The following is a 13,707-nucleotide window of genomic DNA, read 5'->3' on the forward strand; positions in this document are numbered from 1 at the left end:
GGACCCATGCCACTCACACCCCGGCCCAGCTTCGGGATCATGACCGCCCCGATGCAGGTCGGCTACCACGACATCCTGCGGGTCTGGCGCGAAGCGGACGCCATTGCCGACATCGAGCACGCGTGGCTGTTCGACCACCTCATGCCGATCGTAGGCGACCTGAGCGGACCGACGTACGAAGGCTGGACCCTGCTCTCCGCCCTCGCCGCTCAGACCGAGCGGCTACGCCTTGGCGTGCTGGTGACCAGCAACCGCTTCCGACCACCCGCGATGCTGGCCAAGATCGCCACGACCGTCGACATCGTCTCCGGCGGGCGCCTCGATTTCGGCATCGGCGTTGGTTCGCGGCCCGGTCACCCACTCGCAGCGCGTGAGTACGCGGCGCACGGCCTGCCCTTCGCCGACACTGCCGACGCCGTGGGCAGCCTCGCCGAGGCGCTCACGGTCATCCGGCGGCTATGGACCGAGAACGAGCCGTTCGACTTCCACGGCACGTACGTCAACCTCACCGGAGCGTTCGGCAGCCCCAAGCCCGTGCAGCGCCCTCACCCGCCGATCATCATCGGTGGCCGCTCCGCCGCGACTCTGCGGGTGGTCGCCGAACACGCGGACGTATGGAACAACCCCAGCGGCGATCTCGACGACGCCGTTAGCCGCACCGCCCTGCTGGAACGCTACTGCGCCGAGGTCGGTCGCGACCCCGCGTCGATCACCCGCTCGATCAACCTGCCCGTCTCCTACAACCAGCCGGGCATCACGAGGGATGCCATCGGCAAGGCGATCGACGCCGGCTTCGGGCACATCGTGCTCGGGCTGCCGGCGCCCTACCCCGACGGCGTCGCGCACTGGATCACCGACGAGTTCATCACCACGTCGGCCTGACAGCGGCGCCCAGGCCTGGCGTTCCGTGGCGGCGCTCGCGGCCCGGCAGAGCATCCCGGCGGCGGTGAAACTGTCACTGATGCACTCGTACAGGCCGTGCCGGCACGCTCGCCGTACATTATCCCCACTGATCGCACGCGCGACGGCCGTGGCGGCGAGGGTCAGAACTCCCAGTGATCACTAGGCGTAGGAACCTTCATGATCACTGATGTCTGTGCCCGTCTCCTACCCGCCCAATCCTCACTGACCTATTTGCGCGGCCTCCAAATATGACTCTCAGGCATATCGCTTGTGGGGTGGTGTGCTTGTCCCGAGCGGGCGCGCGGGACCTCGTGGCCCGGGCCCCCGGCGTCATGTCGGTGACATGAAGCCACGCGGCCATCGCTGGAGGAACGGCCGCGGCACCGTTCAGGGGTGGGGAAGTGGGGCCGGTGCGCCGTCGCCCAGCAGGCGGAAGGCGTCCTCGCCGACCGGCTCGACCAGGCCGTCGGTGACCAGCCCGGCGAGCGCCCGGGACCGCTGCACGTCGTCGGTCCAGACCTGGTCGAGGCGCTGCCGCGGCACCGGTCCGGTGGCCTCCCGCAGCACCGCCAGGAGCAGGCCGCGGACCTGGCGATCGGTGCCCGCGTACCGCTGAGGGCGGCGGCTCGGGCCGGCGGGCGCGACCTGGCCGGAGGCCCGCCAGGCGCAGACCGCTTCCACCGGGCACACCGCGCACCGGGGCGAGCGGGCGGTGCAGACCACGGCGCCCAGCTCCATGAACGCGGCGCTGGCCAGCGCCGCGGCGGCCGGCTCGACGGGCAGCAGCTCCTCGGTGGCGACCAGGTCGGCCGGGCGGGTGGCCGGACCGGCGTCCGGTTCCCCGGCGACGGCCCGGCAGACCACCCGGCGGACGTTCGTGTCCACCACGGGGTGCCGTTGCCCGTGCGCGAACGCCGCGACCGCCCGGGCCGTGTACGTCCCGACGCCGGGCAGCGCGAGCAGCTGGTCCAGCCGGTCCGGCACCTCGCCGCCGTGCCGCTCCACGATCGCCACCGCGCAGTCGCGCAGCCGCACCGCCCGGCGGGGGTAGCCGAGCCGCCCCCACATCCGGATCGCCTCGGCCGGGCTGTCCGCCGCCAGGGCGGCCGGCACCGGCCAGCGGGCCAGCCACGCCTCCCAGGCGGGCAGCACCCGGACCACCGGCGTCTGCTGGAGCATGACCTCGCTGACCAGGATGGCCCACGCGCTGGTGCCGGGCTTGCGCCACGGCAGGTCGCGGGCGTTCTCCTCGTACCACCGGCTGACCAGGGTGGCGAAAGTGGGCTCAGACATCGCGCTGCCGATGATGTCACGGGCCGGATTCCCGCAGGATGGGCGGCCGGGCCGGGGCGCGCGGACGGCCCCGGGCGGGCGGGGCAGAATGTCCGGATGAACGAGCTCGCGATCACCGTCATCGGCCGGGACCGGCCGGGCATCGTGGCCGACGTCGCCGAGGCGCTCGCCCGGCTCGGCGCGAACCTCACCGACTCCACGATGACCCGGTTGCGGGGACACTTCGCGATGACGCTGATCTGCGTGGGACCGGCCGCCGCCGATGTCGAGGCCGCGCTGGCCCCGCTCGCCGCCGACGGCCAGCTGCTGGCCACCGTGCGCGCGGTCACCCCCGACGGCGAGACCACGGCGGCAGGCGAGCCGTACGTGCTGGCGGTGCACGGTGCCGACCGGATGGGCATCGTCGCGGCGATGACCCGGGTGCTGGCCGACGCCGGTGGCAACGTCACCGACCTGAGCACCCGGCTGACCGGCTCGCTCTACGTGGTGGTCGCCGAGGTGGAACTGCCGTCGGGCAGCTCCGACGAGGTGGCCGGCCGGCTCGCGCGTACGGCCGCGGAGCTGGGCGTCGGGGTCAGCCTCCGCCCGGCGGACACGGACCTGCTGTGACGGCGGAGTACGTCGGCCTCGACGACTGGACCCCGGAGGTGCTCGCCGTGCCGGGCGAGGTACTCCCGGTGGTCTCCGCCCCCGACCCGGTGCTCAGCCGGCCGGGGCCGGAGGTGGACCCGACCTCGGACGAGGTGGTCCGCCTCGCCGCCGACCTGGTTGCCACCATGCGCGTCTCGCCGGGCTGCGTCGGCCTCGCCGCGCCGCAGGTGGGGGTGAGCGCGCAGGTGTTCGCGGTGGACGTCGCCGGCCACCCGAAGGCGGTCACCGTGCACAGGACCTTCGTGCTGTGCAACGCCCGGGTGGTGGAGGCCAGCCGGTGGAAGGCCGGGCGGGAGGGCTGCATGTCGGTGCCGGACTTGACCGGTGACGTGAAGCGGGCCAGCCGGCTGGTGGTCGAGGGCGTCCTGCCCGGTACGGGCAAGCCGGTGCGGCTGGTCACCGACGGCTTCGAGGCGCGGGCGCTCCAGCACGAGATCGATCACTGCGCGGGGCTGCTCTTCCTCGACCGGGTCGCCGGCGCGCACGCCATCTACCAGCGCAAGGTCTACCTCTGACGTTCTGCGGGGGTGCCGCGCCGTTCGGTGACCGGCCCGGCCGGCGGGGCCGCCGATTGTGGAACGTCGGTCAGGGCGCCGGATCCCGCCCCGGCGCGTCGCACCCCCGCCCCGTGCGGTACGCCGCTACGGTGAACGCATCATGCGCATGACGGTCGGCCCCCTGCCACCCGCTGTTTACTGGCGGCGTCGCGTTGTCGTACTCGGAGCGGGGCTTCTCTTCCTGATTGTTCTGCTCTACTCCTGCAACGGCCCGGAGCCCAACACCGGCGCGACACCGAGGTCCGCGTCCTCGCCGGCGAGTTCCGCACCGTCGGCGAACTCGCAGCCGTCCGGACCGGTGCTGACTCCGCAGACGGACGATCCGTCCGCCGCGCCGGATGATTCCGGCGGCGGATCCTCGGGCGGCCCGGCGGGTGGCGGCACGGTCGACGCCCCGGCCGCGCCGGCGGCCCCGGTGGTCGACGACGGGACCTGCACCGACGCGGAGATCCTGGTGACCCCGGTGGCCCAGCCGGCGACCGCGCAGCGGGGCACGGTGGTGAACCTCCAGCTGAAGATCAAGAACAAGTCGCAGCGCACCTGCAGCCGGAACGTTGGGGCGGACCTCCAGGAGCTGTTCATCAAGTCCGGCGCGGAGAAGATCTGGTCCTCGGACACCTGCGGCACCGGCAAGGGTTCCGACGTGCAGTCGTTCACCCCCGGCTTCGAGCGCCTCTACGAGCTGGGCTGGAACGGCCGGGAGGCCAACCGCTGCGCCAACGGCCTCGCCAACGGCGACTACGCGCCGATCGGCTCGTACCAGGTCTTCGCCCGGGTGGGCACCAAGCTCAGCGAGCCGGTCAAGCTGACCATCACCGGCTGAGGGGCGGCCGGACCGGCCGGCTCAGACGTACCGCTCCAGGATGGACGCCTCGGCGAGCCGGGAGAGGCCCTCGCGGACGCCCCGGGCGCGGGCGTCGCCCACCCCCTCGACCGCCTGGAGGTCCTCCACGGTCGCGCCGAGCAGCCGCTGGAGGCTGCCGAAGTGCACCACCAGCCGGTCGACCACCGCGACCGGGAGCCGGGGCACCTTGGCCAGCAGCCGGAAGCCGCGCGGGCTGACCGCCGCGTCGAGCGCGTCGGACGCGGACGGGTAGCCGATCGCCTTGGCGACCGCCACCAGGTCGATCAGCTCGGTGGCGCCGAGCAGGTCCAGCTCGACCAGGGCCTCGTCGAGGGTCCGCGACTTGCGGCCCACCGGCAGGTAGTCCCGGATGACCAGGGTGCGGTCGGCGTCCACGCCGGCCATCAGCTCGTCGAGCTGGAGGGCGAGCAGCCGGCCGTCGGTGCCCAGCTCGACGACGTAACCGGCGATCTCGTCGGCGATCCGGCGGACCATCTCCAGCCGCTGCACCACCGCCACCGCGTCCCGGACGGTGACCAGGTCCTCGATCTCCAGGGCGGAGAGGGTGCCGGAGACCTCGTCGAGGCGCAGCTTGTAGCGCTCGAGGGTGGCCAGGGCCTGGTTGGCGCGGGAGAGGATCGCCGCCGAGTCGTCCAGCACGTGTCGCTGGCCGTTCACGTAGAGGCTGATGATCCGCATCGACTGGCTGACCGAGATGACCGGGTAGCCGGTCTGCCGGGCCACCCGCTCGGCGGTGCGGTGCCGGGTGCCGGACTCCTCCGTCGGGATGGACGGGTCGGGCATCAGGTGCACGCCCGCCTGGACGATCCGGCTGCCGTCGCTGGACAGCACCACCGCGCCGTCCATCTTGCACAGCTCGCGCACCCGGGTGGCGGAGAACTCCACGTCCATCGGGAAGCCGCCGGTGCAGATCTGGTCGACCACCTTGTCGTAGCCGAGGACGATGAGCGCGCCCGTACGGCCGCGCAGGATCCGCTCGAGCCCGTCGCGAAGCGCGGTGCCCGGCGCCATGAGAGCGAGATTTGCCCGCAGCGGGTCGCCGCCGGCCCCGCCGACGCTCCCGGTCACGCTGACACTGATCGGACGGGCGGGCGAGCCCACCGCGCCGGTGCGGGCGTGCGGCGTCGCCGCGGCGGCGGGCTTGGTGGCATCGCGGTCGATCGGCACGGGCACAGTCTACGGACTGCGGTGCAATGGGTGCTCTCGTGGTTACTGTGATGTGTCACGATGTCCGGCTTCCGCAGCCGCTGACGGGTCGGTGAGCTGTCCGATATCGCCCAGCCGGTCCCCTCGCGCGGTCACCCTGGGTCATTCCGCCGATGCCCGGGCGGCAGCCTGGAGCGCCGCCCGAACATCGGTGACCTCGATCACGCGCATGTTCTCCGGGGCCGTCCCGCTGCTGCCGGGGCCGCAGCCGGGCGGCACCAGGGCCAGCCGGAACCCGAGCCGGGCCGCCTCGGCGAGTCGGCGGGGGACCGCCCCGACCCGGCGCACCTCGCCGGTGAGGCCGACCTCGCCGATGGCCACCAGATGCGGGGCGATCGCGAGGTTGAGACCGCCGGACGCCACCGCGAGGGCGACCGCCAGGTCGGCCGCCGGCTCCACCACCCGGATGCCGCCGACCGTCGCGGCGAAGACCTCCCGGTCGTGCAGGGTCAGCCGCTCGGTACGCCGCTGGAGCACGGCCAGCACCATCGCAAGCCGGGCCCCGTCCAGCCCGGACACCGTACGCCGGGGGGAGCCGGCCACGGTCGCGCCGATCAGCGCCTGCACCTCGGTCACCAGGGCCCGCCGCCCCTCCATCGCCACCGTGACGCAGGTGCCCGGCACCGGCTCGGAGTAGCGGGTGAGGAAGAGACCGGACGGGTCGGCCAGGCTGCTGATGCCGCCCTCGTGCATCTCGAAGCAGCCCACCTCGTCGGCGGCCCCGAACCGGTTCTTGACGCCGCGGACCATCCGCAGCGAGGAGTGCTTGTCGCCCTCGAAGTGCAGCACCACGTCGACCAGGTGCTCGAGCACCCGGGGACCGGCGACCTGGCCGTCCTTGGTGACGTGGCCGACCAGCACGGTGGCGATCCCGCGCTCCTTGGCGACCGCGACCAGGGCGGCGGTGACGGCGCGCACCTGGGTCACCCCGCCGGGAACGCCCTCGGTGCCGGTGGTGGAGATCGTCTGCACCGAGTCGAGCACCAGCAGCCCGGGCTTGACCGCGTCGAGGTGGCCGAGCACCGCCGACAGGTCGCTCTCGGCGGCCAGGTAGAGCTGGTCGTGCAGGGTGCCCATCCGCTCCGCGCGCAGCCGCACCTGGCTGACCGACTCCTCGCCACTGACCACCAGCGACGGGCTGCCCGCGTTGGCCGCCCACTGCTCGGCGACGTCGAGCAGCAGCGTCGACTTGCCCACCCCGGGCTCGCCGGCGAGCAGCACCACCGCGCCCGGGACGAGGCCGCCGCCGAGCACCCGGTCCAGCTCGCTGACCCCGGTCGCCCGGGCCCGGGCCGGGGCGGCGCTGATCGTGGCGATCGGCCGGGCGGGCTCGGCGGGCATCCGGGAGCTGACCACCCGGCCGGAGACCAGCGGACCGGTGACCGTGCACTCGACCACCGAGCCCCACTCGTCGCACTCCGGGCAGCGCCCGACCCACTTGGGCGGCTGGTGGCCGCAGGCGTCGCACTCGTAGGCGGGGCGCGGCTCGCGCGCCGAGCCCCGGGCCCGGCCGGCGGTGGACGCGCCGCGGGGGGAGGTCGAACGGGACGTGGTCACCCCAGGACGCTAACCGGGCGGTACGACGAAAACCCAACCGGAAACGAGAACACCGTCGGCGTGGCGGTCGCCACGCCGACGGTGCTGTCGACGGTTGGTCCCGCGGGTCAGCCGGCCTCGGTGCCGCCCTCATCGCCGCCGCCACCCTCGCGGCTGATGATCGGCGAGGCCGGCGCGGCCGGGGTCAGCGGGACGCCGATCGGGGCCGCGGTCTTGATCGTCTTGCCGTTGCCGAAGTCGAAGACCAGGTTGACCTGCTGGCCGGGGAGCAGCTTGTCGTTCAGCCCGACGACCTGGAGGCGCTGGCCGTTGCCGCCGGTGAGCTGGGCGTAGCCGAGGGCCGGGATCTCGATCCGGGCCGGCTGGCCGGCCGGGGCCGACTCGCTCGCCGAGGCGGACGGGCTGGCCGAGGGGGACTTGCTGGCCCCGAGCGACCGGCTCGGCGACGCACTGGGGTCGCTCGCGGTCGGCGACGCGGAGGCGGGCTCGGTCGCCGACTGGCTCGGGCTCGCCTGGGCACCGCTCGGGGTCGAGCCGGCGAGCACGACCTCTCGGGCGCTGTCGGTGGTGACGGTGACGGTCACCGGGGCCTTGCTGTCGTTGTAGATCACGACGTTCAGGAGGGCGTTGCCGCCCGCCTGGTAGCCCGCGGCGCCCGGGTACTGCACGTAGAGGCCGCGCACCTTGTAAAGGCTGTCGGAGGTCTGGACGTTCACGCCCTGCACCGACGGGTTCTTGTTGGCGGTCTCGGCCACCTGGCCGGCGCCACACCCGGACAGCAGCAGGCTCGCCGCCGCGGCCGTACCGGCCAGCAGCAGGGCCGCCCGTCCGGAACCCCTGATCGAGCGCGTCACGTCGGTCCTCCTCGTCACGATCCCCACCCGGCCGTACCCCGGGCACGGTGGTCATACCCGCGCAGACCGCGCTCCAGGGTAGTTGGGGCTGATCGACGGTCGCACGCCGACCCGGCAACGCCACCTACCCGGGGAGCGGTCACACCACCCGGCCGCTGGCCACCAGCAGGACCACGTCGATGAGCGCCACCACCATCACCGCCCGGAAGGCGGCCACCGGCCGGCCACCGGCCCGGGTCGCGGCGCGTCCGCCGTACCCGCCGACGGCCGGCACCAGGACGGCGGCGGCGACCGCCGACAGCCCGGCCCACGACGGCGGCCCGGGCGGCCCGAAGACCAGCGTGACGGTCGCCGCGAGGAGCAGCCCGGCGGCGGCCGCCCGGCTGCCCGCCGGACCGAGCCGGTGCGGCAGGCCGCGCACCCCGGTCCGGGCGTCGTCGGCCAGGTCGGGCAGCACGTTGGCGAAGTGCGCCCCGGCGCCGAGGCAGGCCGCGGCGGCGACCAGCCAGACCGGCGGCGCGGGCGCTCCGGGCAGCGCCAGCACCACGAAGGCCGGCAGCGACCCGAAGGAGACCGCGTACGGCAGCACCGAGACCGGGGTCGACTTCAGCGGCCAGTCGTAGAGCAGGGCCGAGAGCAGGCCGGCGGTGGCCCAGACCGCCGCCGCCGGGTTCGTGGTCAGCGCCAGCACCGGCGTGGCCAGCGCGGCCAGCACCGCGGCGAGGCCCGCGACGCGCCGCCGGAGCGCGCCGGTGGCGACCGGCTTGTCGGTACGCCCCACCGTGGCGTCCCGGTCGGCGTCGAGCGCGTCGTTGCTCCAGCCGACGGCGAGCTGGCTGGCCAGCACGGTGAGCACCACGGCGGCGATGCCGGCCGGCCGGTGCCCGACGCCCCACGCCAGCAGCCCGGCCACCGTGGTGACGGCCGCGGCCGGCTCCGGGTGGCTCGCCCTGACCAGCACTAGCACCGTTGACGACATGAGGGAAGTCTGGTCGTTACCGGGGAGTCGTGCCACGCTCGGTCCATGCGAGACGCGGCCCCGGTGACCATCCCACCCCGCGTGCTGCCGCCCAACGACCCCCGCCAGTACGACGACCTCGTCGACGAGTGGTGGCGGCCGGACGGCGCCTTCGCGATGCTGCACTGGCTGGCCCGGGCCCGGGCCGCACTCGTCCCCCCGGCGTCCCGGCCCGGCGCGGTCCTGGTCGACCTCGGCTGCGGCGCCGGCCTGCTCGCGCCGCACCTGGCGGGGAAGGGCTACCGGCACGTCGGGCTGGACCTCACCCGGTCCGCGCTGGCGCAGGCCGCCGCGCACGGGGTGACCGCGGTCAACGCCGACGCCACCGCGGTACCGCTGGCCGACGGCTGCGCCGACGTGGTCTCCGCCGGCGAGCTGCTGGAGCACGTGCCGGACTGGCGGCGCGCGGTCGCCGAGGCCTGCCGGCTGCTGCGCCCGGGCGGCCTGCTGGTGCTGGACACGCTCAACGACACGCCGCTGGCCCGGCTCGTCGCGGTGGAGATCGGCGAGCGGCTGCCCACCGTGCCGCGCGGCATCCACGATCCACGGTTGTTCGTGGACGCCTGCGAGCTGGTCGCCGAGTGCGCCCGACACGGCGTCGAGCTGCGGCTGCGGGGCATCCGCCCGGAGCTGCGGGGCACGCTGGGCTGGCTGCTGCGGCGGATGCGCGGTGGACCCGCCGGCCGTCCGGTGGGGACGGACGGAGGCCGCGAGCCGCGGATCGTGCCGACCCGCTCCACCGCGGTGCTGTACCAGGGCCGTGGGCTCCGGGGCGGGTAACCGGGGCCGCCCGGGGTAAAGGGGACGCCAAGAAGGGGGCTACATGACTGTGCACGCGCTGGAGGCGGCCCGCCGGTTGGCGCCGCGACTGGCCGCCCGGGCGGCGGAGCACGACCGGGAGGGCTCCTTCCCGGTCGACGACTTCGCCGACCTGCGGGAGGCCGGGCTCTTCGGGCTGATGGTGCCCCGCGAGCTGGGCGGGGCGGGGGCCACCTTCGCCGAGTACGCCGCCGTCGCCACCGAGCTGGCCCGGGGCAACGGTGCGACCGCCCTGGTGTTCAACATGCACGCCTCGGTCACCGGCGCGCTCGGCGCGGTCACCGAGGAACTCGCCGAGGCGCTGGGCGTACCGGAGGAGGCGCTGGCCGCCCGGGACCGGCTGCTCCGCGCGGCGGCGGAGGGCTCCTGGTACGCGGTGGCGATGAGCGAACGCGGCGCGGGCGCCCGGTTGTCCCAGCTCAGCACCGTCTACGAGCCGGTCGACGGGGGCGGCTGGCGGCTCAAGGGCAGCAAGACGTTCTGTTCCGGCGCCGGGCACGCCGACGGCTACCTGGTGGCCGCCCGCAACGTCGCCGACCAGTCGGTGGTCTCCCAGTTCCTGGTGCCGGCCGGCGTCGGGCTGACCGTGGAGCCCACCTGGGACTCCCTCGGCATGCGCGCCACCTCGTCGCACGACCTGCACCTGGACGTCACCGTCCCGGGCGACCGGCTGCTCGGTGGGGTCGAGGGGCTGGCCCTGGTGGTCGCCCAGCTGATGCCGCACTGGCTGGTGGCCAGCTACGCCGCCGTCTACGTCGGGGTCGCCCGAGCGGCGATCGACGCCGCCGCCGAGCACCTGAACGCCCGCAACCTCGCCGGCCTGCCGGCGGTCCGGGCCCGGCTGGGCCGGGCCGACGCGGCGGTCGCGGCGGCCGGCCTGGTGGTCGCGGAGGCGGCCCGCCGGGTCGACGAGGCGCCCGGCGACGCGGAGACGAACCGCTGGGTGTGGCGGGCCAAGCTGCTCGCCGGCACCACCGCCGCCGAGGTGGCGGCGTCCATGCTGGAGGCGGCGGGCACCTCGGCGACCCGCCGGGGACACCCGCTGGAACGGCTCTACCGGGACGCCCGGTGCGGTTCGCTGCACCCGGCGACGTCGGACGTCTGCGCCGACTGGCTGGGCATCGCAAAGCTGGGCGGCGACCCGGACCGCGACGGCTCCGCTCCTCGTTGGTGAAGCGTGAGGGTGCAGGGGGAGCACGACGAGAGGTGGGGGAGATGGCCGTGCCGGTGATCGCGGGTCTGGGTACGGCGCAACCGCCGGCCGCCGCGCAGGACGAGCTCTGGGAGGGTTTCTTCGCGAAGCACTTCTCCGGCACCACCCGGGCGCTGGCCGAGCGGATCTTCGCCAACTCAGGGGTGTCCCGGCGGCAGGCGGCGGTCAATCCGCTGCTGGAGGACGTCTCGGACTGGCCGACCGAGCGACGGATGCGGCGGTACCAGGTGGAGGCCCTGCCGCTGGGCAAGGAGGCGGTGGGCCGGGCGCTCACCGCGGCCGGTCTGGACGCGGGGGACGTCGGGCTCTTCGTGGTCTGCTCCTGCACCGGGTACGCGACCCCGGGGCTGGACATCCTGCTCGCCCGGGACCTGGGCATGGCCCCGGACGCCCAGCGGATGTTCGTCGGGCACATGGGCTGCTACGCGGCCCTGCCGGGGCTCGGCGCGGCCGGCGACTTCGTCACCGCCCGGGGGCGGCCGGCGCTGCTGCTCTGCGCCGAGCTGACCAGCCTGCACATCCAACCCGCCGGCGCGCGGGTGGACACCCAGCAGATCGTCTCGCACGCCCTCTTCTCGGACGCCGCGGTCGCCGCGGTGGTCGTTCCGGGCGGCCGGGGGTACGCGCTGCGCGAGGTCGCCTCGGTCACCGACACCTCCACCGCCGACCACATGACCTGGGACGTGACGGACACCGGCTTCCGGATGGGGCTGTCGCCGAAGGTCCCGCAAGTGCTCTCCCGCCACGTGCGGGGCCTGGTCGACGGCCTGCTGGCCCGGCACGGCCGGACGTCGTCCGAGGTGGACGGCTGGGCGGTGCATCCGGGCGGCCCGCGCATCCTCAACGTGGTGGAACGGGAGCTGGCGTTGCCGCCGGAGGCGCTGGCGGCCTCCCGGGCCGTCCTGGACGAGCACGGCAACTGCTCCTCGCCGACGGTGCTGCTGATCCTGGACCGGTTGCTCCGGGCGCCCGCGCCACCGGACCGGATCGTGATGCTGGCGTTCGGCCCCGGCCTGACGCTGTACGCCGCCCTCCTCGAACGCGACGCCTGACCCCGCCCCGGCCGGCGAGCCCGCTGTCCGTGGCGGGACGCTCCGCCCGGGGTCCCCGGGCCGACCGGATCGCGCCGGGCGGATCGACCCTGGTCGCTGCCAGTGGCCGGACGCGGGTCCGACCGGAGACTAGGCTCGCCGCATGGACGCGCGGACGGACGACCGGTGGCGGGGTGGGCTGCTGGCCGGGCTGGCACTGGCCGCCGTGGTCGCCGGGGCCTGGTGGTGGCGGCAGGCGGCGCCGGCCATCGGCCCGGTGTCGGCGGCGGTCAGCTCGGCGGCACCCAGCCCGGCCACGGCGGGGTTGCTCCGGGTGGTCGTCGATGCCGAGGACGGTCACCTCGTGGAGGGGCCGGTGGCCGACCCGGACCAGCCGCTGGTGTTCCACCGGGAGTCCGGCGCGGCGGGGGCGCCCGAGCGGTCGGAGACCATCTGGGCGGATCGGTCCCACCTGTCGCAGGGCGGCCCGCCCCTGGTCCGGCAGACCGGGGCGGAGATGGGCGGCCGGTACCTCCTGGTGGCCGGTTGTGTCGGCAGCGGCCCGGTCACGATCCAGGTCGCGGGAGCCGACGGTGCGCCGGAGGAGCGCGCCGACTGCGGCGGACCGCCGGTGCTGCTGCGACTCACCGCCGTGGGCGGAACACTCGAGGTGCGGTTCACCGCGGACGACGGTCCGGCCGACCTGGATGCCCACCTGTCCGTGCTGTCCTGAGCCACCGGTCAGCCGGCGAGGCGAGCCAGGTCGGCGCGGTACTCCTCGACGCTGTTCAGCACCGGCACGACCCGCACCAGGTTGCTCTCCCGGTCCACCAGCAACGCGGTGGCGGCGCCGGGGCGGGCGGGCAGGTGGAGGTACGCGCGCAGGCCGCCGGCCGGGTCGGCCAGGGCGCGTACCGGCGCTCCCGCCGTCGACGGGGCGGGGCGGACGTCCTGGCCGCCGGCCACGGTCACCACGGTGACGCCCGGCGACACGGCGCCGGCCGCCTCGGCGATCCGTTCGGTGCAGGTGCAGGCGTCCACGAGGAGGATCACCGCCGGCAGCAGGGCGCGCAGCGGCACCGGCGAGTCCTCGGCGTCGACCAGGTCCAGCGCGGGGAGCGGCCCGACCGGCCCCGGGGCCGCCGTCGGGTAGGGGACCACCGTCGGGCTTCCGCCGGAGCGGGACGACCGGTGCCAGGTGACTGCGGCCAGCCCGCCGAGGGTGGTCAGGACGGCGACCAGGAGGATCAGCACCGGGAGGCCGAGCGCGGGCAGGCCGTCCGGGCTCCGGGTGAGGCCCGGCCGGCGGTGCCAGGCGGCCCGGCGCCGGGACCGGCGCAGCTCGCGGCGGAGCTGGCGGGCCTCCTCGGCGAGCGCCGAGGCGTCGTCCGGTACGACCACCCGACCCCACTCCGGGGGCAGGTCGGGCAGCCCGTCCGATGGCCCGTGGCCTTCTGCGTCAGGCATGCCCATCGGACCCCCAGGAACCGTCGCGGTGAGCGGACGTCGTGTCCACCTCCAGCGTCCCGCACCGACCGGCGTACCGCTACACCTGGGCGCAGCTTGGATCGGCGGGATACCATGGAGGAGCGCATTGCCCTAGATATGGACGCTCCGATCACCCGTACCGGGTTGTCATCCGTTGGTCACGGAGCGTGTTGAAACCATCGGTTTGACCGCCTGTCAAGCTGAAGAAATACCTCTCACAGGGCCCCTGAGCTGCGCCAACGGTCAGGACAG

The 13,707-nt window shown here is 74.8% G+C and carries 14 protein-coding genes; 8 read left to right on the forward strand and 6 right to left on the reverse strand.

Going from position 1 to position 13,707, the window contains the following annotated elements; all coding sequences use genetic code 11:
• Nucleotides 1–6 precede the first annotated feature (6 nt).
• On the forward strand, nt 7–882 hold the full coding sequence (locus ACFOYX_RS17895; RefSeq protein ID WP_109800357.1) for an LLM class flavin-dependent oxidoreductase: 876 nt from the start codon (nt 7–9) through the stop codon (nt 880–882).
• Nucleotides 883–1,290: 408 nt separating this feature from the next.
• Here ACFOYX_RS17895 and ACFOYX_RS17900 read toward each other — a convergent pair whose 3' ends face one another.
• A complete protein-coding gene (locus ACFOYX_RS17900; RefSeq protein WP_322442284.1) occupies nt 1,291–2,196 on the reverse strand; it encodes an A/G-specific adenine glycosylase in 906 nt (301 codons plus the stop codon).
• Nucleotides 2,197–2,292: 96 nt separating this feature from the next.
• Here ACFOYX_RS17900 and ACFOYX_RS17905 point away from each other — a divergent pair, with 96 nt between their 5' ends.
• From ACFOYX_RS17905 to ACFOYX_RS17915, 3 genes are all read left to right on the forward strand, one after another.
• Entirely contained in the window at nt 2,293–2,805 is a 513-nt protein-coding gene (locus tag ACFOYX_RS17905; protein ID WP_109800355.1) for a glycine cleavage system protein R, read from the forward strand.
• Nucleotides 2,802–3,362, forward strand: a complete 561-nt coding sequence (locus ACFOYX_RS17910) for a peptide deformylase (protein ID WP_109800354.1) — start codon at nt 2,802–2,804, stop codon at nt 3,360–3,362. The genes ACFOYX_RS17905 and ACFOYX_RS17910 overlap by 4 nt, the downstream gene beginning before the upstream one ends.
• 142 nt (nt 3,363–3,504) lie before the next feature.
• On the forward strand, nt 3,505–4,227 hold the full coding sequence (locus ACFOYX_RS17915) for a hypothetical protein (RefSeq protein ID WP_322442285.1): 723 nt from the start codon (nt 3,505–3,507) through the stop codon (nt 4,225–4,227).
• Nucleotides 4,228–4,248: 21 nt separating this feature from the next.
• Here the strand turns inward: ACFOYX_RS17915 and disA are convergent, their stop codons facing one another.
• The 4 genes from disA to ACFOYX_RS17935 form a co-directional block, all read right to left on the reverse strand.
• Nucleotides 4,249–5,436 carry a DNA integrity scanning diadenylate cyclase DisA gene (disA, locus tag ACFOYX_RS17920; protein ID WP_109800366.1) on the reverse strand — a complete coding sequence of 396 codons (1,188 nt, stop codon included), beginning with the start codon at nt 5,434–5,436 and terminating at the stop codon, nt 4,249–4,251.
• Between the two features lie 141 nt (nt 5,437–5,577).
• A complete protein-coding gene (gene radA, locus ACFOYX_RS17925; RefSeq protein WP_322442286.1) occupies nt 5,578–7,032 on the reverse strand; it encodes a DNA repair protein RadA in 1,455 nt (484 codons plus the stop codon).
• A 107-nt stretch (nt 7,033–7,139) separates the two neighbouring features.
• Complete coding sequence (locus ACFOYX_RS17930) at nt 7,140–7,886, reverse strand: hypothetical protein (protein ID WP_322442287.1); 747 nt, start codon at nt 7,884–7,886, stop codon at nt 7,140–7,142.
• A 139-nt stretch (nt 7,887–8,025) separates the two neighbouring features.
• Nucleotides 8,026–8,865: a UbiA family prenyltransferase gene (locus ACFOYX_RS17935; RefSeq protein ID WP_109800351.1), complete on the reverse strand. Its 840-nt coding sequence runs from the start codon at nt 8,863–8,865 to the stop codon at nt 8,026–8,028.
• A 45-nt stretch (nt 8,866–8,910) separates the two neighbouring features.
• On the opposite strand from ACFOYX_RS17935, the gene ACFOYX_RS17940 reads away from it, so the two are divergent.
• From ACFOYX_RS17940 to ACFOYX_RS17955, 4 genes are all read left to right on the forward strand, one after another.
• Nucleotides 8,911–9,684: a methyltransferase domain-containing protein gene (locus ACFOYX_RS17940; protein ID WP_109800350.1), complete on the forward strand. Its 774-nt coding sequence runs from the start codon at nt 8,911–8,913 to the stop codon at nt 9,682–9,684.
• A 43-nt stretch (nt 9,685–9,727) separates the two neighbouring features.
• Nucleotides 9,728–10,897, forward strand: a complete 1,170-nt coding sequence (locus tag ACFOYX_RS17945) for an acyl-CoA dehydrogenase family protein (RefSeq protein WP_322442288.1) — start codon at nt 9,728–9,730, stop codon at nt 10,895–10,897.
• Nucleotides 10,898–10,938: 41 nt separating this feature from the next.
• The gene (locus tag ACFOYX_RS17950) at nt 10,939–11,988 is read left to right on the forward strand and encodes a type III polyketide synthase (protein ID WP_109800348.1); all 1,050 of its coding nucleotides are present in this window, start codon (nt 10,939–10,941) and stop codon (nt 11,986–11,988) included.
• 142 nt (nt 11,989–12,130) lie between these two features.
• Nucleotides 12,131–12,700, forward strand: coding sequence for a hypothetical protein (locus ACFOYX_RS17955; protein WP_322442289.1), 570 nt, complete (start codon nt 12,131–12,133; stop codon nt 12,698–12,700).
• 8 nt (nt 12,701–12,708) lie between these two features.
• Here ACFOYX_RS17955 and ACFOYX_RS17960 read toward each other — a convergent pair whose 3' ends face one another.
• Nucleotides 12,709–13,440 carry a hypothetical protein gene (locus ACFOYX_RS17960; RefSeq protein WP_322442290.1) on the reverse strand — a complete coding sequence of 244 codons (732 nt, stop codon included), beginning with the start codon at nt 13,438–13,440 and terminating at the stop codon, nt 12,709–12,711.
• Nucleotides 13,441–13,707: the final 267 nt, after the last annotated feature.

This window comes from Micromonospora sp. GCM10011541 (assembly GCF_042650725.1).
GTDB classification, from domain to species: Bacteria; Actinomycetota; Actinomycetes; order Mycobacteriales; family Micromonosporaceae; genus Micromonospora; species Micromonospora sicca.